We start from the raw sequence: 22926 nt of genomic DNA, 5'->3' as shown, positions 1-22926 counted from the left end.
TTTTATCAACTGAACAGGAGGAATATTTTCATGAAGAAGACCGGTATTGCTGCTATTGCCCTGCTCGCCATCGTGGCCATCGTCTTTGCTGTCCTGTACTTTACGGGAAACGGCGATCTGACCAAGGCTAAGAATGACCTGACCGCTCAGGTTGAGAGCCTGACCAATGACGCCACCAAGGCCGCGGAAGACGCTGCTGCTTCCCTGAAGACCGTGACGGATGAGAAAGACGCTCTCGCCGCTCAGGTTGAAACCCTGACCGCTGATGCTGCCAAGGCTGCTGAAGAAGCCGCTGCCCAACTGAAGGCTGTGACGGATGAGAAGGATGCCCTTGCTGCCCAGGTTGAAAGCCTGACTGCTGACGCCGAAAAGGCCAAGACCGATGCGGAAAGCGCACTGCAGACCGTGAAGGACGAAGCTGCCAAGGCTGCTGAAGAAGCTGCCACAGCTCTCCAGAGCGCGAAGGATGAAGCTGCTGCCGCTCTGCAGACCGCCAAGGACGAGGCTGCTGCCGCTCTGAAGACCCTGACGGAGGAAAAGGATACCCTGGCCGCGAAGGTGACCGAGCTGACCGCCGCCGCCGAGACGACCGTTACCGTCGCCGCGGATGACGTGAAGGCCCAGATCGAAGCGCTCACCGGCGAAAAAGACGCCCTGACCGCGAAGGTTGATGAGCTGACCGCCGCCGCCACCAAGGCCAAGGAAGAAGCAGAAGCCGCCCTGAAGACCGCTGCCGACGAAGCGAAGACCACCATCGATGGCCTGAACAAGGAGATCGAAGAGCTGAAGGCTGCCGTGGACTTTGACAATATGGACGAAAAGGGACTGAAGGGCATCGTCAAGAAGCTGACTGAGCCCCTGAAGAAGATCGGCCTGGAAATCAAGGAGATCGTTAAGGAATAAGATCCTCCCTGAGCTTGTATTTACCTGCCCGCTTTCATCTGAAAGCGGGCGTTTTTCTTGCTTTTTGAAGGGAAATGGGATAAAATATTCATAATGTGCAGGAGGTAGATTCAACATGAAGGTTGTATTGTTGAAGGATGTCAAGAATATTGGTAAAAGGGACGATATCGTTACGGTGAGTGACGGTTACGCCCGGAATTTCCTGTTTCCCCAGAAGCTGGCGGTGGAAGCCACTCCCGGAGCAATGAAGGAAATCCAGCGCAAGCGTGCGGCGCAGGACGCCCGTGAGGCGGAAATGCTGGCTGAAGCGAAAAACAAGGCCGCGTCCCTGAAGGATAAGGTGATTGCGCTTGAAGTCAAGTGCGGCGACAAGGGCCGTCTGTACGGCTCCGTGACCAGCGCCGAAGTGGCCGACGCACTGGAGAAGCAGCACGGCGTCAAGGTTGACAAGCGGAAGATCGATATCGGCGATCCCATCCGGGAAACCGGTATCCGGGAAATCTCCGTGTGGCTCTATTCCGGCGTGACCACATCCATGAAGCTGGACGTCCAGCCCATGAAAAAGTAATTCAGAATTCAGAATTATCAGCTATTCGCATCACAGAACCGGATTTGTCATTCTGAAGCGGGGTATAAAATCCGGACAGGTAAGAAGGAAATACAGGAATGGACATCAGGGAAGAAACGGGGAGCATGGTGCCGCCCAACAGCGTTGAGGCGGAGATCAGTGTCCTGGGCGCAATGCTGCAGGACAGCTCTGCTGTGCTCCGCGCGGCTGAACAGCTGGTGCCCGAAGACTTCTATCATCCGGAACATGCGGAAATCTTCCGTGTGATGGCGGAAATGAACCGCCAGCAGATGCCTATTGACCTGGTGACATTGCAGGCTGAACTGTCCCGCAAGGGTTCACTGGAAGGCGTCGGCGGAATCCGGTACCTGATGAAGATCAACGCGGACGTTCCCACCGCGGCCAACGTCCGGTCCTATATTGATATTGTCCGGGAAAAGAGCACCCTGCGGAAGCTGATTGCCGCGTGCAAAAACATTACCCGGGAATGCTACACCCAGGACAAGGAATTACAGGACGTACTGACCGGCGCGGAAAAGGCGATCTTTGATATCGTCATGAACCGCCAGGAAGGGGAAGAACTGAAACCCCTGAGCGAAGTGCTGGTCAACACCTATGAGATCATTGAGGAACTGGCCAGGCAGAAGGGCCAGATCGCCGGTGTCCCCACGGGATTCACGGACCTGGACAACATGCTGACCGGCCTGCACGGGGGCGAACTGATTATCATCGGCGCGCGCCCGGCCATGGGTAAAACATCCTTTGCCATGAATATCGCGGAATATGCCGCGGTGAACAAGGGCAAGGTGACGGCGGTATTCACGCTGGAAATGCCCCGGGAACAGATTGCCATGCGTATGCTGTGCTCTGACGCCCGGGTGGACATGCAGCGGGTCCGTAAAGGAACGCTGCATGACGACGACTGGGTCAAGCTGGCCAAGTCCCTGGGACCGCTTTCCGCGGCACCTATGTATATTGACGACACGGCGGCCCTGTCGCCCACGCAGCTGCGGTCCAGATGCCGCCGGCTGATGATGGACAAGGGCCTGGACCTGATCGTGGTGGACTACCTGGGACTGATGAAGTCAGACGGCAAGTCCGAAAGCCGCCAGCTGGAAGTCAGTGAAATCAGCCGCCGGCTGAAGGCCATTGCCCTGGAAATGAAGATCCCGATCATCGCCTGTGCCCAGCTGAGCCGTGCCAACAAGGACCGTATCGATAAGCGGCCGCTGCTGAGCGACCTGCGCGATTCCGGTTCTATTGAACAGGACGCAGACGTGGTTATGTTCCTCCACCGGGAGGAATACTACAATAAAGAGACCGAGGACAAGAACATCGGCGAGGTGATCGTGTCCAAACAGAGAAGCGGTCCCCTGGGAACGGTCAAGCTTGCCTGGCTGAGCGAGTTCACTACCTTCGCGAACCTGGCGAGGGAACAGATGAACGGCGGGGAAGCACCCTTTTAATCAATGCATAATGCATAATGCATAATGATGAGATACGGGACTGAACAATTCAGAATTCAGAAATAAGAATTCAGAATTATAAGATATCAGTACAGAGGTTATTGGAGAGAAGCGTTAATGGATAATTATTCGGTTTGCCAGCTGCAGCGGGACATGCGGTATGAAGGATTCCTGCTCATCCGTTCCGCGGAGAAGCGGAAGGACAGCAAAGGCAACGATTATGTGGATATGAATCTGACAGACCGGACCGGCGAGATTAACTGCAAGATCTGGAACTGGGATCCGGAAGCCGAAACTCCGGAAGCCGGACAGCCGATCAAGGTTCGCGGAACGATCCAGGAGTATAACGGACGGCTGCAGCTGCGGGTTGAAAAATGGCGGCTGTGCACGGACGACGACCCGGTGGATATGAATGCGCTGGTTCCCTGCGCACCGCGGAAACCGGAAGATATGCTGACAGATATCGAGGAAGCAATTGAGAGCTTCTCGAATGAAGACCTGAAGAAGCTGACCCGGGGAATGCTGAAACTGGCCGGAGACCGGCTGAGATGGTTTCCTGCCGCACAGCGGATGCACCACGCGGAACGCAGCGGCCTGCTGCATCACACCACGGATATGCTCCGGCTGGCGGACGCGATGCTGAAGATTTACCCCTGGCTGAACAGGGATCTGCTGATGGCCGGCGTGATCATTCACGATCTGGGCAAGATTGAGGAAATGAAGAGCGACCAGACCGGCAACGTCACGGACTATACCCGGGACGGACAGCTGCTGGGTCACCTGGTCCGCGGCATCACCAACCTGAACAAGGTGGCGGAAGAAGCCGGAGTGAGCGGGGAAAGCCTGATCCTGCTGGAGCATATGCTGCTGAGCCACCACGGTGAGAGTGAATTCGGCAGTCCCAAGCCGCCGATGTTCCCGGAAGCGGAAGCGCTACACTGGATCGATATCATGGACGCCCGCATGAATACCATGAAGAGCGTTACAGATAAAACGCCTCCCGGCGCCTTCAGCGAAAAGATCTTCAGCCTTGACAGGAGAGTTTATCATCCGCTGTACGGTGAGGAAGACGAGTAATTCAGAGTTATAACTTTACCAGGATGATGGAAGAAGATATGGCTGTGATACGTTCTATATGAATGTAGAGCAGAGTTATCCTGGAAGAGCAGAGTGAAGAGTTAAGAGTGAAGAGTATAGAGTGAAGAGTTTTACTTCGCAAAGGAGGAAACAAAATCATGTGGAAGAAAAGGATTCTCTGCCTGGTACTGGTTCTGTGCTCCATTCTGGTGCTGTCATCCTGTCAGAAGAAAGAAACCTTCATGACGCTGGACCAGCAGCAACAGCAACAGCAGCAACAGCAGCAGACTGCTTCTCAGTCGTCTGACGCGCAGAATCTCTTCGGGGAAACGGCGCTGCCGCAGCAGACTGCTAAAGACTGGGACAGCGGAGATTATAATCCGGCTTCTGAAGAGGGCGGAGACGAGGAATTCCTCGAGAACCTGAGCAATATCGTGGATGTTCAGACTCCTGCTCCCACCATGAAGAGCGAGTATGCCGGAGCTACCCCTGTGCTGGTCGACCCGATCGACAAGCCCACCCCCACGCCGCTGCCGCCGCTGACCTTCAGCTATCAGAAGTATACAGCATCGGCTCTCCATCTGACCTTCGAAGGTCCTGTGGGCTGGGTAGAAGATGACAGCATGCCGGATACCTACATCCTGACCAATCCGACGGCGGGTGTGGACTATGCGGCGCAGCTGTCTATCCAGCTGGTTCCCGTTGACAAGGCCAGGAACAAGAACGAGCTGATCAAGGAAGTCAAGACCAGACTGGACGAAATCGGCGGCACCTGCCTGAAGTATGAGCGCTCCCAGACTGCCGGTCGTAAGTTCATGAACGTGGATGGCGTCTATGCCAACTACAAGGCAACCACGCTGGATGGCGCCAAGATCGCGGGCCGTATGATCATCTCCTGCGTCAACAAGACGCTGTATATCCTGCACGTCAGCTATCCGCAGGGCTATACCGGCGACTATGTGGACAAAGTGTATGACAAGTTCCGTCACACGGTGAAGATTATCGATACGACCGCAGCTGCTGCCACCAAAACAAACTGAATCCTGGTTTTTATGTAAATACCGGTCACGACGCGCTCTCCGTTTACCGGAAAGCGCGTTGTAGTCTACTATCTGGAGGCAATTCTGAAGATGTTAAAGTCAAACCGCTGTATTGCGTTACTGCTCGTACTGGTGCTGCTGTGCGGGATGATCTCCGCAGCCCAGGCGGATGTGGTAACGCTGGGTATCTATTTCTGCGGCAGGAAGGTTTCCGCAGACGGTACGGAAAATATCGTCCGGCTGGATGGTACGTTCCGCGTACTGCAGAACGGCGATGAAATAGGTACCATCGAGGCGGGTAAAGGAACCCTGACCCTGCCGGATACGGAACGGATCCGGATTGTCCCCCTGGCGGAAACGATTGATCCCGAATGGGACCTGAGCAACGCCACCTGCGATGTAACGCCTGACGGCGGCTCAACCTACACCGTGCCGGTGATCGTGGAGCAGCTGAAGGACGGCGCCGCAGCGGCTCCCCAGGCTGCTCCCGCGGCAGAAACGGATACAAACGTCATTCCGCTTCCGGAAGATGAGAACGACGATGATACGGAAGAGCCGGAAGATTATGACGATGAAACGGACGACGAAGAGGATTTCGATGCGGAACCCGCACCGGTCAACAACGGTGCTGTGACCACACCGACAATGCCGCCTTACGATCTGTCCGCGATCGCTCCGACTCCGGAACCGGAATGGAAGATGCTGACTCCCGGAGATTCCGTCATCCGTATCTATGCTTATTCCGATTCGAACAGCAACGGCATACCTAACGAAGCCGAAAAGGGGATCGCCAATGTGATCGTCTGCCTGTTCACGGAAAATGAAGAAGCTGTGGCGTCCGTGACCACCGGTGCTGATGGATTTGCTGAGTTCGGCAATGTACCGGAAGGCAACTACCGCATCAAGGCAATCCTGCCCAGGGGCTGGGCCTTCAACAAGAAGAGCCGTGAACACGAGGCGTATGCCAGCCTGTTTGACTTTACGATTGACGGTGAAGCCATGAGCGACGTCTTCAGCGTCGGCGCAGGCAGTGTTGCCACCCCGGGAATCTCCCTGGGCAAGTGCCTGCACGTCAGCGGTACCTGCTGGTTTGAGACACAGGTGGACGGCCTGTTCTCAGACGGTGAAGCGGTGCTGCCGGGCGTCAAGATCGAGCTGGACGGCGAAAAGAACGGCCTGCATTATGAGACTGTTTCCGACGAGAACGGTAACTTCTATATCGACCGGGTACAGCCTGCCGCCTATAAGCTGCGGGCGTATACGCCGGAAGGCATGATGTTTACGCGGGCGGCTTCCCGTAACGGCAAGAAGACTGTGATTGCCAAAGATGGCGTGACCAGCTATTTTCACAGGCTTGACCTGAATGATAAGGAAAGCAAGGAAAAGCAGTATATCGGCTTTACCTGGTCCGGCATCATCTCCGGTATCTGTTTCCAGGATGCCAACTATAACGGCATTTATGACGAGGGCGATCTGCCCATGGCCGGCGTTAAGGTTACCGCGATCAAGCAGGCCAAGGATGAGGAAGCGGCCGTGACCTATTCCGGTGAGGACGGCACCTATGTGCTGAGCGGCCTGCGCGCCAACACCTATAAGATGCGGGCGCTCCTGCCGGACGACGGAAGCGACTTTACCAGGACCGTCAGCGATCCGCTGGGCAACCATTTCGCGTCCAGGCCGGGCAGACGGGAAAACTTCTGGCAGAACTTTGAACTGGCCAACTCCCAGCAGCGCGAGATGAACGTCGGCGTTATCTACCCGGCAACTGTTACCGGTTATGTCTATATGGACAACGACTTCTCCGGCGACATGAACGGGAAGGAAAAGATTGTGACCGGCTACATGGTGAAGCTCCTGGATGCGGATGGAAACGTCGTGGCCCAGGACAAAACCAGCGTGAAGGGTAAGTTTGAACTGAAGGACGTCCCGCCCGGAACGTACAGCCTGAGCGTGAACAACAGCAGCTTCCCGCAGCTGAAGGAATATGCCTTTACCCGCCTGGGCGAGGGCAACGTGATCCTGAACAAGACGAACGGAGAAGGTTATTCTGAAAACTTCACCCTGGGCCTGGGCGAAAAACGGTCCGGGATGGATATCGGTTTGATCAAGCCCGGCACTGTCAGGGGCAGCGTCTTTGCGGACCGGAACGACAACGGCGTCCGGGACGCGGATGAAAACGGCCTGACCGGTGTGACCGTCCGCCTGATGGGCGAGGAAGGCGAAGCCTTCAGCACCGTGATCGGTGAGGACGGTAATTACCTGTTTGACGCTGTGATGCCCGGCAGCTATACGCTGGAATACGTGCTGCCTGAGCATGCAGTATTCGCACGGACCACTGCCGGCGGCAATACCATTACCGGTGACGGAACCGGTACCAGCGCATCCTTCAGCATGAAGTCCGGCGACGAGGTGGAAGGCCCGGTATGCGGCGCCCTGACCCTCGGACGGATTGAAGGCAAGGCATGGATGGATCATGACGGAGACGGCGACTGCGGAGTCGATGAAGAATCCGCCGGCGGCATCACCGTCACCCTGACTCCCTCCCGCAGTGAACTGGAAGAGATTACCGCCACCACCGGTGAGGACGGCGCTTTCCAGTTGAACGACCTGCGCCCGGATACCTATACGCTGACCGTGAGCGCCCCGGCACAGTATGTGCTGAGCCGTACGGATAACCTGGACCTGCCGCTGATTGCCGGCAAGGACACCCAGTCTGTCCAGCTGCCCGTGATCATGGGCGCTGTCTGGAGCAATCAGCTGCTGGGTATTGTGATGCCCGCGTCCCTGAGCGGACAGTTCTGGCTGGATGAAAACAACAACGGACTGTTTGATCCTGACGAACAGACACCCGCCGGCTATGAAATCACCGTAACCGATGATAAGAACGGCAAGGTCTTTGATATCCTGCGTACGGATGAAGAGGGACGCTTTGCCACCTCCGGTATGATCCCCGGCAACTTTACCCTTTCCTACACGCTGGATGAACAGACCATCGCGCCGAAGGAAGGCAGCAGTGATTTCCGTGAGGAAAACGGCAAGCTGGTGCTTTCCGGTATCACCCTGGCGGAAGACGAGGAACGCAGCGGCCTGCTGCTGGGTATTGTCCGCTACACATCCATCGGCGGTACTGCCTGGATTGACCGCGGAAACGGCACAATGGAAACACTGGGCGGTACGGCTGTCTCCCTGCTGGATGAGCACGGAGAAGTCCTGAAGACTGTGACCACCGGCGAAAACGGCTCATACCGCTTTGACAAGCTGATGCCCGGCAGCTATCAGCTGGACGTGACGGTACCGGAAGGCTGCGTCATCATTGAACCCAATGATCACCGGCTGAGCGGAGACCAGATTTCCGTGATCACGGATACCGTGAACCGGAAGGGCACTTCCGACATGATTGACCTGAAGATGGCTCAGGATCAGATGAAGATGGATATCGGATGCGTCCTGCCCGGACGGATGGGCGACCTGTGCTGGGTTGATCTGGACGGAGACGGACTGCAGGGAATGAATGAACCCGGCATTCCGAACGTGAAGATTGTTCTGATGCGCGACGGCACGGCCGTGGCAGAAACGGTAACAGATCAGTACGGCTTCTACCGCTTTGACGATCTGTATCCGGCTTCCTACACGCTGCAGGTGACCGCTCCCGCTGAAGTCAAACCGACAAAGCACCGGACAGATATCCCGATGATCTCCTCCGTACTGGAAGAGGATGACAGGGAAATCTGCGAATCCGTTGAGATCCAGGTGGAAAGCGATAAGGCTAACTATAATGCTGATATCGGCTTTATCTGCCGGAAGAACGGCGTTTATCCCGCCGGCGTCGGAGAGGGCAAAACCCAGAAGTGGGTTGCCAGCTACAGCGACGACGACTAAGCAATATCAACCAAACAGAACGGCTGCTCCGAAGAGCAGCCGTTCTGTTTTATATAGTTGAAATACAAAAAAATTAATACAATATAAAAACACCAATAAACAGATTAAAAAGAGTAATTGAAACGTCTATATAATGGGAAAAATATGGTTGTGGGAAGGAATGTATCGAAATCATATGAATATTGCAATTTGTGATGACAATCCGGAAGATCGGTCACAATTGAGGGACATGCTGACGCCATACAATGCGAAGGAAAAACTGAATATCAAGGAGTTTTCTTCTGGCGAAGAACTAATAATGTCAAACGAGGAAAAATTTATCTGGGATATTGTTTTTCTGGATATAGAGATGGAAGGAATAACAGGCATTGAAACCGGGAAAAAGCTTCGTAAGCTTCGGAGAGATGTAATTGTCATCTTTGTCACTAGCCATATAAACTATGTTTCTGATGCGTTCAGACAGAACGCATTTCAATTTCTTGTCAAACCAGTTCAGGATAAGGAATTCAGGAAGGATTTTGAACGAGCTCTACGTTTATGGCGTAACCGACATAAACAATATGTAATAAAATCAGGAGATAAAACCTATGTCATAAAATACAGCGACATACTTTATCTCGAAGCATACCATCGACATATAAAAGTACACACAGAAAAGACAGACTATGAATGCATTGGTAAGTTGAATGACGAGTATCAGAAATTGAAACCCTATGGATTTGTTCAATGCCACCAGGGATATATCGTGAACATGGGATTAATATCAGGATTCAGCAAAACAGAAGTGACAATGAGTGATGGAAGTGAGGTGCCGATCAGCAGACGACTTTATACAGTAATGATGAGAGAATTTAACATGTATATTGCGGGGAAAATGGTATGATATGGTTGCTGTATATTATAGATCTGGTGGGTAATGTACTTGAAGAACTAATAGCTGTCTCTTATTTCAGGTTTATATCAGGAGAAAAATCCAAATCTCGTAAAGTGTTGATTGTCGTATGTGTGTCTTTGGCTTTGCTCAGAATGATTCCATATTTTACTATGGACGGAGAATATCCAACGATGATTGCCACCATCTTGTCTATTTTTTTTATCTCACTATTTTACAATTTGTCGTGGATAAAACGTCTCATATTTATACCTCTTCTTTTTATATTAATTGCAATATCTGAATTGCTCACAGGCTTATTGATGACAACATTGACCGGCATTCCACTGAATGAGGGAATGAATATGATTCTGTTCAGTGCTGGTGCAATTATGATTTCCAGAATGGTCATGTTCTCATTACTAAAAATAATACAGTATATGGTTCCATCCTTTGGAGAAAAAATACCTGGCTATCTGATGTGGCCATTGCTTATGCTCCCTGTAGCAACTTTTTTGATGGCTTGTCCCATGGCTGCCTATAGTTTTTCAGAAGGTCCATCAGACAAAACGTTATCAGCCACATGTGCTGTGATTCTGCTTGCTTTAACTAATGTTGCGCTGTTCTTGCTCATTGAACATCAACAGAAAGAGGAGAGAGAGAAAAACAGATTTTTTCTTGAACAGCAACTAACTGAGGAAAAAATGTCTTATTATCGAGAACTGACAGAACGTCAACAGATCAGCAATAAGACTATGCATGATCTTAAGAACCAGATGTTTGCATTAACTGAGGCTATAAAGTCAGAACCGAACAGGACAAGGGAGATTATAGAAAGTATTGCCGGGAAAATATTTGCGGCTTCACCAATGACTGTGACCGGAATAGAATCGGTAGATGCGCTCATTTTTTCGAAAAAACAAAAAATGGAACTGTATGGAATCAGATATAGTGAGTCTGTGCATTATTCTCCTGGATGCACTTTTGATCCGATGGATCTTTGCATTCTTCTGGGGAATCTGCTGGATAACGCAATTGAGGCAAACAATAAGGTAAAAGGCGAAGACAGATTTGTTTCACTGACGATGATGCAACAGGAAAGATGGCTGAGTATCACCGTAAAAAATGCAGCTGTGGAAACGACAATCATTGATGAAAACACAATCCATACAACCAAAGAGCTTAAAGAATTACATGGATTTGGACTGAAAAGCATTCGAGAAATAACTGACAGATACCAGGGGAATTGTACTTTTAGCTATGAAAATGGAGAATTTATCGCATATGTTTTCTTGCAGGATGCCTGATTGAACCGAAGTTGATGCGAAAGCAACCACTTTTGTTCAGGTAATTGATTATAATCGAGTTGGATGATATCTTCTTCGCAGGTGATGAAAGTGATTGAAGAACAGGCGAAAAGGATATCATCCTTTTATATCTCACACGGGGTGATCGATGAGAAGGAAAGAGAGATTTATGATTATTGTTATGAGATTCTTGTTTCAACTTTGCTTATCACATTCATCATCTCGTTGATTGGAATCGTGACAGATTATCTGGGTTGTACGATTTGCTTTATGGTGACATTCGCCATGTTGAAATCTACAGTAGGGGGATACCATGCAAACAGTCACTATGGTTGTATTGTCGGCACGGTGGGTATTTACCTGATTTATAGGACTCTGGCAGCTATTATTCCGATGGAGATTATGAGCAGATTGTCAGTGATTCTTACAGTGTTTTCCGGCTTGACAGTATTCTTTCTGGCACCTGTCGGTGTAGAAAAAAAGCCACTGGGAAAACGGCAAAGAAACATGTTGAAAAAGGAAAGCCGAATTATGATTTTATGCCTGATAGCTTTATCTTTAGTGATTATGAGAGGTGCCCCAAAGTACGCTTTCTCTTTGGATTGCGGAATGATGGCGGTTTCAATTACGTTGATCATCGAACATAGAAAAGCAAAGGAAGACAATCTATGAATGTATGGACAATAAGCAAAGATGCCAATTCAAATAACAGATGGTATAGGAAAAAGGCAACCTAAAAAGGAGGAAAAAACATTATGAACAAAATTACAAAATTCCTGGTTTACTGTGGTGGCATAATTTCGACTCTGGCAGTAGTATTGGGACGCATCTCTGCTGCACGTGCATGCAGTGTCTGGCTTTATCAGCCTAAGGTGCCGGAAGAAATGTTAAGAAAAAAAGAATGGTAATTGTTATACCAAGGATGTAATTGGGTATAACGGAGCGAAGGTTCCGGTTATATACAAAAGAAGGGGAAAGGAGATGAAAAAATGCGTGTACGTATTCGCAATCCCGGTAAAATAAAAATGTTCCCGCAAACAATGCCGGCGAAGCATTCACCGTAAAAACGGTGATAGTTGTGTGGGAACATAAATACATTATACCTAATCCCGAAAAATATCAAGAGATAGAGTCAATTATGAAAGGAAAAAAGAATATGAATAAGAAGATTAAGGTTTTTGCTCTTGTGATGGCTATTATGATGATTTTTTCCAGTATCGCTTTAGGTGAAACCTGGTCACAGAGGTATCATAAAAATGTATTGCGGAGAGGCTGCGGATCGAAAAACAGTCCGTCACTCAAGCCCTATGTAAAAAATCTTCAGGGAGACATCAATAATACCGGTTATGGATATTGTGGTGCTCCTGACGGTATTTACGGAAGCTTGACTTTTGACGGTGTATGGGCGTACCAGGAGTTTAAAGATCTTGATATTGACGGAATTGCGGGGAACCAAACAAAGAGCACATTGTTTTATGATCCGGAGCGGTATTAAGTAAGTGAACTTGCTCCATATGCATGCTATTTGGTATGCATATGGAGTTGTTTCTATAATTTCGATATCCAAAGAGGTGATAAGCTATGTATTTATCAAAAAAATTTTTCCGGATGGTTTTATGTGTCTTGCTTTATTGCTTGACCCTATTAATCCCTATCTTCAGTCATGCGGCGGATAATAACGGTACAGGAATTCGAGAAAAGATCTATCGGTGTATTCAAACAGAATTGGGATATACAAAGGAAGATCTGATTCTCAATAATCTTATCAATAATGATGATGGCAGTTGGGAATTTAGCTTCATCGTGAAAAACCCTGAAGAAATGACAAATGGTTTAGTGACAGGTAAAATGAATGCAGATGGAAAACTAAAATCAATCGAAGCACCGACTACTGTTTCAATGTTTGAATGGCTTAATCAGGAAATACGAAAGAGCATGTTTAACTATAAAGATGTATATAAACTTAAACAATTATGGGTGTCAAAACTGGACTGCATTCCTGAGGAAGAACAAAAACAATTTGATCGTTTGCATGAGTATAATCCGATTCTGGATTTTTTGCGGCATGATATTGTTTTACCGGATGAAAACTGTATTACCTATGAAAAAGCTGTGCAACAGAGTATCAATTATATTGAAAAAATAGATGGTTGGACAACAGAAATGACAAAACACATTGGGATTATATGCGAGGTAGTTCATATTCCTTCAGATATGGATCATCCTGTATATCAATTTATTTATACAGTTGCAAGCAATGCAGAGTTTCAAAAAGCTGGATGGCTTCACGAAGGATACACGGAGACTGATTCAAAGCGAATCAGAGACATGAGATCAGAAGAAAAAAAAGTCTTTGGCAGAAATATTCCTTGCGCTCTTAGCGTTCGTATTGATGCATTAACAGGCGAGCAGGTTGGAGATATTTATTTGGATACGCCGCCTGTAGAGGATTACGGGTTTACAGCAATTATCCTTTGGAAATAAAAAATGATAGAGCTTTATGGAAAAAGAGCGGCCAGCAAATTAAATAAATCATTCCAGTTTTTCAAAAGCATATTACAGAACTTGGATTTGTAATGATTGAAAATGAGTGGATAATGAAACGATCATAAAGATGAGAAAAGAGTTGATATATCATTTATTCATTATATGGTGGCGTTTCTTCCAGCTTGCGGCTAGACGAATTGTGGATCGTGTAGCAGTCAGAGAGAAGATCTGCCAGTATTGTGATGCTGTATTTGGTTATACAAAAGATGAGATAACATTTAACAATTAAATAAAAATGACAGATGGAATTTTATCCTCTGAGTCAAGAAGCTGGAATAAATGACAAATGGACTATTTAGCCTGATGGGAGGTTTGAGTTATATGAAACGGATTATGAGCATTATTATTATTATGATTGCTGTTTTTTTCTGCACATTATCCATAGCTGAAGAAAGCGTTGCTTATCACACACAAAAAATCCTGTTGAATGATGATTACACAGATTTGGTAATTTGTTGTGGAGGAACGCTGTATGTTCGATCTGAAAGTGGCATATACAAGCTTAATGGAGATGGAGAAAAAGCATTGCTCATTTCCGCATCAGAACTTCCTTCAGATATAGTATTGCTTTTGTCAGATCGTAATTGCATTTATGCGATACAATATAATAATGGAGAAGCGACGCTTATACAGATCGTAAAAGATAATGGAGAGATTATAAATCAACCAGTTCTGTTACTTGAGGATGTTTCATGGAAAAGTATATCAAATTGTGTTCTCCGGAACGGGGTTTTGTATTATGAAGCCAGCGACGGTGATTATTCGGATTCTTCTATTGTAATGGTAACGATCTCAGATAATACTAGACAATCCCTACAGATTGAAAACCTTTCCGGGTTTGATGTGATGAACGATGGCAGAATTATGGCGCTTACAATTGAGGAAGAATGGATGACAAGAAATGTGTTTTTGAAGATTATCTCTTCAGACAAAAAAGACATTATTGAATGGACGCAGATAGAAAATGAAGAATATTCGTCAAAGCTTCTGTATGATGAGTACACTGATACTGTCTATTTTATGGGACAGAGAGAAGTGTATAAAGTTCAGAAAGGCGAGCAGCCATTATTGACAGGTATATCTTTTTCACAGGATATTTGTTCCAGCTGCCTTCTTTCTAATGGTATCGCTATTGTTTCTGGGATTTCGTTGAATATATATTCATTCGGAGAGGGTGTATCCAGTCAACGCATGTCTCTAACCATTTGCGGGCCTTATGCTGAAGATGAGTTTTTTATTTCCTTTTATAAATCACATCCTATGACAGATATTCGTACGATTGACGCTTATACAGCTGAACCCGAAGAACGTTTTATCAGTGATATGCTTAATCAAAACCCAGAAATTGATATCTATATTCTTCACGATCTGAATCTTCTGAGAATGATAAAGAGTAAGGGGTATTATGTTGATCTATCTGTTTCAGATGTAATCAAGGAAAAGATCAGTCGCATGTATGAACCATTTAAACAAGCATTTACATACGATTGTAAAGTAGCTGCATTTCCGCATCCGTGGTATGTGTTTTTCACAACAATCAGTTATAATACTGATCTTTTTCATGACTTAAATCTTATGGTGCCAACTACTTGGAATGAATATTTTGATTTTTGTATAGAGTGGAAAGAAAAATATGAAGATGAGTATCCCGAAATTTACGTAAATCCTTTTGTGCATGATCTTTCTTTTGTTTCGCTTCTTGCACAATATGATGATGAAATGACACGGAATGGGGAAAAAGCTGATTATCAGAGCGAAATGATAAGAACTGTGCTGGAAAAGTACTTGAAAGTTCAGCAACTATATATGAACAATGAAAGTACAGGGAGACCGCTTTTTTATGACTATGACTTACAGGTGGCTTCTGATGATTCTGGAGAATATTATCTGTTACCTTTGACATTTATAAAGGAATCCGAACCAATATATACCCCAATGGAAGAAGACGTCTATTATTTCGTCGCGAATCCTTATAGTAATCATAAACAGGAAGCAGTGGATTGTATTGCTGCTGCTGAAGACATTACAAGGATGAATGATCCGTCGATATATACGGACATTCCAGATCTACCACTAGAGAACGCCTACTATGAAGAAGGATTACGTATGTATCAGGATACCCTAGATATGTTGGAAGCACGTAAAAAAAGTAATGAGGATGATCCTGATACATTATTGGAAATAAACGAAGAAATAGAAAAAACAACTGAGGAAATGAAAGATTATGAAGAAAATAAACGCTGGTGGTTTACTGAAGAGGATATGGTTCCATACAGGGAGATTAATAATCATGTATACTTTAGTGATTTTAATCCGATTCGAGAACTGCATAGCGATGATCCGGACTTTTTCAATCAGGTAACAGAAGAAAACTTGCCAAGCTTTCTTCATACACTTGATAATAGGATCAGAATGATTCGGATAGAGCAAGATAGCATTAATTGATCAATACTACATAAAAAACAAGCTCAAATAATATAACATAGAAATAATATAGGATACTATATCCAATGATTTGAAAGGAGAATAAATGAAGTTAATTGTCAGTCACCTGACAAAAGAAATCGAAGGAATAAGGATTCTTTCAGATGTGAGCTTTCAAATCGATGCGGGAGAATGCCTGGGTGTGATAGGAACAAAAGGAGCCGGGAAAACAACACTTGTTCATATTATACGAGGTATATATAAACCAACTTTAGGAACGGTAATGCTTGATGGCTGGAAAGATGGAAGCAAGGAATATACAGAAAAATTAAGCAAAGTAATAACAGTTCCAGAACAATCTGAGTTTTATGAGTTGTTGACTGTCTGGGAAAATGTTGAATTATACTACAGAATGTATTATCAGGGCATGAGTTCAGATGAGTGCTGGAAAAAGACTGAAAATGCATTGAGACAATTCGATTTATATGAAATAAAAAATCTGAAGATCACCTTTTTATCTGAAGACCTTCGACAACGGCTAGCTTTTGCTCGTGCAATTGTTGCTGATCCGGAATTGTTAATTCTGGACGAACCATTTCTAAGGGAAGAGATTGACAGCGCTTTGATGCTTGAAGATTGCCTATATAATTATAAAAGAAAGGGAACCAGTGTATTATTACTATCATCAGATCAAGCGATGACAGAAAAAATAAGCGATAGGGTGGTGTGGATCGGGGAAAAGTCATGTGTTGAATAATCATAGATACAGATGGGAAATGGTTTTTTTATGAGAATAGATATAGTAATTCTGGTAACGATTAAGTGGAATAACTAAATAGAAAGGGATCTGTATGTACGCATTTATATGGAAACGGATTACAGTGCTAAAACATACCTGGATCAGAGTCCTGCTCCTGATATCGTTGCCGGTTGTGTTAACGATGATATTATGCTTGCTTCGCTTGCCGGCAGAGACTGCAGCTGCGTATACCGCTGTTTGCGGGTTGATGCTATCAAGTACGATTGTCCATGATCCTGATGATTATCTTTTATATGAAATGCTTCTAGAGCGACCTGTGATGCGATTGAATTTTATATTATCTTATTTTATCATTCCCGGATTGATGATATATGCAACTTATTATATTCTGTCGGTATTTACAGCATCGCTTTTTCAAAGCCCGATTCGATGCATATGGACGAAGCCAAAGATTGTAATTGTTGGTGGTGCTTTTTCTGTTATTGCATTTGCGGTTAAAAACGGTCAGTTATATAATAACAGAAGATGGGTAGCCAATGTTTCTATGGCTTTATTTGCTGTGATAATTGTATTACCTATTCTAACAATGTGTGATGTAGTATTGATAAAGGAACACATTCTACAGGTCTTTTCTGTTGGCGCTATTTTGGGACTGATTGTTCTGGTATTGTTTATGTTGATACGTAATAACGAAAAAAGTATTGTGGCTTTGAAAGAAAGACGGAAAGACAGATTTACTGCCTCAAAATAAATCCCGACGGCTGCTCTTCGGAGCAGCCGCCTTTTTATATTTGTTGAATAAATACTTGCACAAAAGTTACGAAAGTATTAAAATATTAATGATACGCCGAAACAAAAATCGGCGGTCAACGATGACTTCCGAGGTGGTCTGGATGAAACGGTTGCTTACTTTGCTGTTGGCTCTGATCCTGCTGTTTTCCGCCTGCGCTTTTGCGGAGATGGAGGACGACGGAGATGACTCCAATCCTGTGCCGGTCGAGGCGGATGACGGAGACGATTCCAATCCGCAGCCCGTGGACATGATGGAGGATGAAGAGCTGGAAGTGCAGGAGGAAATCCTCCAGGGCAGGGTGCTGCAGTTCGGGGATGAAGGAGACGACGTCCTGGCGCTGCAGACACGGCTGAAGGATCTGAAGTACTATACCGGCAATCTGTCCGGCCGTTACCGGGAAGGTACCAGGAAGGCTGTTGAAACCTTCCAGGCTGATTTTGAACTGGACCAGACTGGCATTGCCGACCTGCGGACGCTGTCTATCCTGTTTTCCCTGAATCACCGGCCCCTGCGGTACGGCTCCTCCGGCGAAGACGTCAAGGAACTGCAGACGCAGCTGACGGAACTGGGATACTACAAGGGAAAGATCAGCGGCAATTACCTGGAAGCAACCCGGAAGGCCGTTGAGACCCTGCAGAAGAAAAACAACCTGGAAGTGAACGGCGTAGCCGACGCAGACCTCCAGGATATGATTGCGGCAGGACGAATCCTGAGCAAGAGCGAAAAGCCGGACGATACCAATACACCGGCTCCCAACCTGTCAAACTATCTGGTGGACGACAATGAAAACGGCGTGGCCGTGGCGGACGTTGCCTTTGAGAAGAAGCTGAAGAGCGGCTCCTCCGGCAAACTGGTCAAGACCATGCAGGAACGGCTGACGGAGCTGGGATATTACGAAGGCCCCATCAGCGGCAACTTCCAGAAATATACCACCCGCGCCGTCAAATCGATCCAGACCCAGAACGGCCTGGAGTCCACAGGTGTGGTGGATGAAGAAACATGGAACGTGATCTTTAACGACGCCCGGATCGTGATGCCCGGCGCGACGCCGAAGCCCACACCTGAACCCACCCCGGTGCCCTTCCACATTGTTGTGGACGTGGCAAACCAGGTAACCTCCGTTTATGGACGGGATGAGAACGGGGAATACACGGTACCGGTCCGGCAGATGCTTTGTTCCACCGGTATGAAAGCCACTCCCAGCGACGTGGGTGACTGGGTGCTGAACGGCCGTCATTCCACCTGGTGTATCTTCCCGAAGTGGGGCAACAGCTATGCCCGTTACTGGACGCGTATTAACGGCAGTATCGCTTTCCATTCCCCGATTTATACAGCGGTGAGCAACTCTGCCATGAAGATCAGCAGCTATAAAAAGCTGGGCCAGCGGGCCAGTCACGGTTGTATCCGCCTGGCGGTCTGGGATGCAAAATGGATTTATGACAATGTAGGCGTCGGAACAGTGGTTTCCATCGTTGAAGGTATGGATCCGGATCCGGAGCTCCGCGACGCGCTGAAGCTGCCGCCGCTGGACACGAAATACTGCACGCCGATCTCCACGCCGGTACCCACAGCGGAACCGGAATACAGCCTGGACAATGTGCCGCAGCTGGACAAGCGCCAGCTGAAGGAAAACAGCCAGGGCGAAGACGTCTACTGGCTCCAGAAGACGCTGAAGGACCTGGGTTACTACGATACCAAGGTCACCGGAAAGATGCTGAAGAAGACCGTGAAGGCGGTCAAAGCCTTCCAGCAGGATCACGGCCTGAGGGCCAACGGCGGCGTCAACCAGGAACTGATTGACCTGATTGCGGAGACCGCACGGAATGCGAAGAATCCGCAGGAGACACCGGCACCCATTGCGACACCTGCTCCCTAAGCGTAAAAAATACCGCTGCAGTTTGCAGCGGTTTTTTTCGCTTAGGGAGAAAACAGGAATCCATTTGGATTCCTGTTTTTAATGAATAATGAAAACTTAAAACTGAAAACTTAAAAATGGTGGTAAAAATCGTTTCCGAATGCGGAAGCGATTTTCTGAATAATATGCGTCCTTCGGACGTAGTAAGGGATTCCTCCACGCGCCCGCAAGCGGGCTTGGTCGGAATGACAGCTTTTGTTCAGGTTGGCAAATGTTTTCATCACATCTGGAAAAGGTTAATGTAATAATTTTGAATTTATTTAAACGCGTTATAGACCTGCAGGGCGGTTTCATGGCCGGCGAGGGCGGCTTTTTCATACCAGCTGAGGGCCTCTTCCATGTTCATCTCCACGCCCTGTCCGCACTGATACGCATAACCGAGGGCATACATGCTGCGGGCGTTTCCAAGTTCCGCGGCTTTCCGATACCATTCCAGGCACTTCTGGACGTCCTGGGAGACGATGGAGCCGGTCATGTACAGATAGCCCACATAGTCGCAGGCCAGATTGCTGCCTGCTTCCGCGGCCTTGAGATAGTATTCCATTGCCTTGTTCTGGTCTTTCTCCACGTCGTTTCCGCGGAGATAGAAGTAGGCAACGCTCATCCAGGCATCCGCGTCCCCGGCCTCAGCAGCCTTGTAATAGTAATCCAGGGCAAGGGCGTAGTTCTGCTCCAGGACGGAGCCGTCCTCGTAGAAGGAGCCGACATACCAGTGTCCCTCCGCACTGCCGAGATCGGACGCTTTCCGGTAGCAGTTCAGCGCTTCCACGGGATCCGATTTCATATCGATGCCCGCGTCATAGAGCCGGCCCAGGTACACCCAGGCGGGAGCATATCCGGCTTCACCGGCCTGCCGGAGGCAGGCGATGGCCTGATCGATATCCTTGCCGACGCCGATCCCTTTTTCATAGAACTGTCCCAGCCGGAGCAGGGAAGCCGGATCACCGGCGGCAGCCAGATAACGCACAGCCGGGAAGGCGACCTGCGGACGGGGATCCGCCGCCTGCTGCTCCAGAGAAGCCTGCTTTTCCTTGCCGCAGCTGCTACAGGTATCGGAAAGGTTCCGGGTGCCGCAGTCACAGCAGGTCCAGGCAATGGACAGCTCATGGCACTGATCGCAGATGTTCGTCGTGGTTTCCGCACCGCAATACAGGCAGATCCATGACGGTTCCTGCGCCGGTGCGGCTGCCAGGGCAGGGGCACAGAAAAGCAGCAGGACAAGCAAAAGGGAAAGGATGCGTTTCAATTCACATTTCATAATTCACAATTCACAATTAATGGTTTTAAATAACAGAATGGAAATCAAGCGTTTTCGGTGAAATTCAATTACCTTAACGCTGAAGGTTAATCATACAGCAGGATCAGAGTAATAATTCTGAATTCTGAATTCTTAATTCTGAATTATCTATGATTACTGCATCTGGACCTTGATCAGCAGCTCAGGGGTTTCATTCTGGAGCAGCTTGACGTACTGATAGATTTCATCCTTTTCGTAACCCATGCGGGGCAGGTAGCCTTCCACGCCGTCAAATTCTCCGCCGGGAGCGGTGACGTCCTCCAGCACCTTCGCGTTGGGGGAGGTGTAGCAGGTTTCCACGGTGATCATCATGCTGTTGTCATAATCCAGCACGTAGTTGATGAACTCATTGGCCAGCTTGGGATTGGCGGCGTTGGAGGGGATGAACATGCAGTCAATCGCGATGTTGGTGCCCTGGGTGGGAGCCCAGACAGCCAGCTTTTCATTTTCCATGCTGGCGTAGGCGGCGTCGCCGCTGTACATCATGGCGATCCACTTTTCACCCTGGGCCATACCGTCGATCATTTCATCGGTCACGAAGGAGGGGTGAATGGCCTGCTTCATTTTGACCAGCCAGTCATAGGCTTCCTGCAGTTCGTCAGGATTGTCGGTATTCATGGAATAACCCAGCGCCTTGAAGGCCATCATGAAGACATCACGGGGAGAGTCATAGATGAAGGCATGACCGTCCAGTTCAGGATCCAGGAGGATTTCCCAGCCCTTTTCCTCTACCTTGGCGGGATCGATCTTCGTGGTGTCATAGCAGAGCACAACGTTCTGCCACAGGTAGGGAGCGCTGTAGGTGTTATCCGGATCGAAGTAGAGCCCCTTCATGGTGTCAGAGATCTGATCCAGGTTGGTGACGATTTCTTTGTCCAGGGGCAGGATCCGCTCTTCCTTGATCAGCCGGTCGATCATGTAATCGCTGGTGACCACCACGTCGTAGGAGACGCCGGTCTGCAGCTTGGTATACATTTCTTCCGGGTTGCTGTTCAGGGAGTAATTGACGCGGACGCCGAATTCCTTTTCAAAGTTATAGATGACCTCATCATCGATGTATTCGCCGTAGTTGAACACATTCAGCGTTCCGTCCGCCAGCGCGAACAGCGGCAGGCACACCAGGCAGATGATGAGCAGGGCAGAGATCAGTTTCTTAGACATTTTGGGGTTCCTCCTTTTGGGCTTTTTTATCTTTAATAATGGGCACCAGGTTCGTGAGGAGCAGGATCAGGGCAACCACCACGACAAGCAGGGTTGCCATGGCGTTAACACTCAGATTATACCGCTTCATGGACTCAACGTACATGGAAATAGTGTTGATTCCGGGACCGGCGTTGAAATAGGAAACCACGAAGTCATCCAGGGACATGCTGAAGGCGAGCAGTGCGCCTGTCAGGATCGCGGGATAGATCTGGGGGATGATGACCTTGGTCAGGGCCTTCCAGGGGGTGGCTCCCAGGTCCAGGGCGGCTTCCGCCACGTTGTCATCCAGCTGCCGCAGCTTCGGCATGACGGACAGGATGACGAAAGGCGTACAGAAGGAAATATGGCTCAGGATCAGGGTAAGCATGCCGGGCTGAAGCTTGATGGACATGAACAGGAGCATCAGGCCGATGGCTGTGACGATATCCGGGTTCAGCACGGGCAGGTTGTTGATTTCCAGTACCACGCTGCGGATCAGCCGCCTGGCCTTGGACAGGCCGATGGCAGAGATGGTTCCCACTACCGTGGAAACGACGGTGGAAATGACCGCAACGATCAGGGTGACGTAAATGCTCTCCAGCATGGTACGGTCTTTAAAGAGGCTTTCATACCAGCGGAGGGAGAATCCGACGAAGTTGGTCTGGGATTTCCCCTCATTGAAGGAGAACAGCACCAGGTAGACAATGGGCAGGTAGATGAACAGCAGGACCAGCACCAGGTACAGGGAAGAGAAGATCCGTGAGGAACGTTTTGCCGGCTTTTTCTGCAGCGGTTCGCCTGAAATATCACCGGGCTGCTTCTGCTTGGCAGTTTCCAGCTCGGTTTCTTTCTGTAAACTGACCCCCGCCAGATATTTGTTACTGACATTTCCCATAA

17 protein-coding genes and 1 pseudogene are annotated in these 22926 nt (G+C 48.3%); 16 read left to right on the top strand and 2 right to left on the bottom strand.

Annotated features, from left to right (window positions below; genetic code table 11):
• Positions 1-30 precede the first annotated feature (30 nt).
• The 16 genes from JRC49_02340 (at position 31) to JRC49_02265 (ending at position 19511) form a co-directional block, all read left to right on the top strand.
• Complete coding sequence (locus JRC49_02340) at positions 31-903, top strand: hypothetical protein (protein ID QTE71691.1); 873 nt, start codon at positions 31-33, stop codon at positions 901-903.
• A 115-nt stretch (positions 904-1018) separates the two neighbouring features.
• Complete coding sequence (locus tag JRC49_02335) at positions 1019-1471, top strand: 50S ribosomal protein L9 (protein ID QTE71690.1); 453 nt, start codon at positions 1019-1021, stop codon at positions 1469-1471.
• Positions 1472-1569: 98 nt separating this feature from the next.
• The gene (gene dnaB / locus JRC49_02330) at positions 1570-2937 is read left to right on the top strand and encodes a replicative DNA helicase (protein QTE71689.1); all 1368 of its coding nucleotides are present in this window, start codon (positions 1570-1572) and stop codon (positions 2935-2937) included.
• A 117-nt stretch (positions 2938-3054) separates the two neighbouring features.
• Positions 3055-4014 (top strand): CMP-binding protein, encoded by a 960-nt coding sequence (locus tag JRC49_02325; protein ID QTE71688.1) that lies wholly within the window; start codon positions 3055-3057, stop codon positions 4012-4014.
• 158 nt (positions 4015-4172) lie between these two features.
• Complete coding sequence (locus JRC49_02320) at positions 4173-5054, top strand: hypothetical protein (protein ID QTE71687.1); 882 nt, start codon at positions 4173-4175, stop codon at positions 5052-5054.
• Between the two features lie 90 nt (positions 5055-5144).
• On the top strand, positions 5145-8933 hold the full coding sequence (locus tag JRC49_02315) for a hypothetical protein (protein ID QTE71686.1): 3789 nt from the start codon (positions 5145-5147) through the stop codon (positions 8931-8933).
• A 175-nt stretch (positions 8934-9108) separates the two neighbouring features.
• On the top strand, positions 9109-9816 hold the full coding sequence (locus tag JRC49_02310) for a response regulator transcription factor (protein QTE71685.1): 708 nt from the start codon (positions 9109-9111) through the stop codon (positions 9814-9816).
• Positions 9813-11111: a GHKL domain-containing protein gene (locus JRC49_02305; GenBank protein ID QTE71684.1), complete on the top strand. Its 1299-nt coding sequence runs from the start codon at positions 9813-9815 to the stop codon at positions 11109-11111. The genes JRC49_02310 and JRC49_02305 overlap by 4 nt, the downstream gene beginning before the upstream one ends.
• An 84-nt stretch (positions 11112-11195) precedes the next feature.
• Positions 11196-11783: an accessory gene regulator B family protein gene (locus tag JRC49_02300; protein QTE71683.1), complete on the top strand. Its 588-nt coding sequence runs from the start codon at positions 11196-11198 to the stop codon at positions 11781-11783.
• Positions 11784-11866: 83 nt separating this feature from the next.
• Positions 11867-12019 carry a cyclic lactone autoinducer peptide gene (locus JRC49_02295; protein QTE71682.1) on the top strand — a complete coding sequence of 51 codons (153 nt, stop codon included), beginning with the start codon at positions 11867-11869 and terminating at the stop codon, positions 12017-12019.
• Between the two features lie 248 nt (positions 12020-12267).
• Positions 12268-12606, top strand: coding sequence for a peptidoglycan-binding protein (locus JRC49_02290; protein ID QTE71681.1), 339 nt, complete (start codon positions 12268-12270; stop codon positions 12604-12606).
• A gap of 86 nt (positions 12607-12692) precedes the next feature.
• Positions 12693-13595 carry a hypothetical protein gene (locus JRC49_02285; GenBank protein ID QTE71680.1) on the top strand — a complete coding sequence of 301 codons (903 nt, stop codon included), beginning with the start codon at positions 12693-12695 and terminating at the stop codon, positions 13593-13595.
• A gap of 384 nt (positions 13596-13979) precedes the next feature.
• Positions 13980-16103 carry an extracellular solute-binding protein gene (locus tag JRC49_02280; GenBank protein ID QTE71679.1) on the top strand — a complete coding sequence of 708 codons (2124 nt, stop codon included), beginning with the start codon at positions 13980-13982 and terminating at the stop codon, positions 16101-16103.
• A gap of 85 nt (positions 16104-16188) precedes the next feature.
• A complete protein-coding gene (locus JRC49_02275) occupies positions 16189-16839 on the top strand; it encodes an ABC transporter ATP-binding protein (protein ID QTE71678.1) in 651 nt (216 codons plus the stop codon).
• Positions 16840-17089: 250 nt separating this feature from the next.
• A complete protein-coding gene (locus JRC49_02270; GenBank protein ID QTE71677.1) occupies positions 17090-17593 on the top strand; it encodes a hypothetical protein in 504 nt (167 codons plus the stop codon).
• A gap of 142 nt (positions 17594-17735) precedes the next feature.
• On the top strand, positions 17736-19511 hold the full coding sequence (locus tag JRC49_02265) for a peptidoglycan-binding protein (protein ID QTE71676.1): 1776 nt from the start codon (positions 17736-17738) through the stop codon (positions 19509-19511).
• A 295-nt stretch (positions 19512-19806) separates the two neighbouring features.
• On the opposite strand, the gene JRC49_02260 is transcribed toward JRC49_02265, so the two are convergent.
• Both JRC49_02260 and JRC49_02255 read right to left on the bottom strand, forming a co-directional pair.
• Complete coding sequence (locus JRC49_02260) at positions 19807-20808, bottom strand: SEL1-like repeat protein (protein QTE71675.1); 1002 nt, start codon at positions 20806-20808, stop codon at positions 19807-19809.
• A 153-nt stretch (positions 20809-20961) separates the two neighbouring features.
• Positions 20962-22924 (bottom strand): annotated as a pseudogene (locus JRC49_02255) (extracellular solute-binding protein).
• Positions 22925-22926 lie beyond the last annotated feature (2 nt).

It is taken from the genome of Clostridiales bacterium FE2011 (genome assembly GCA_017569305.1).
Lineage (GTDB): Bacteria > Bacillota > Clostridia > Christensenellales > Aristaeellaceae > Aristaeella.
Note: the sequence above shows the minus strand (reverse complement) of the source record. Positions and strands in the feature narration are given on the sequence as shown.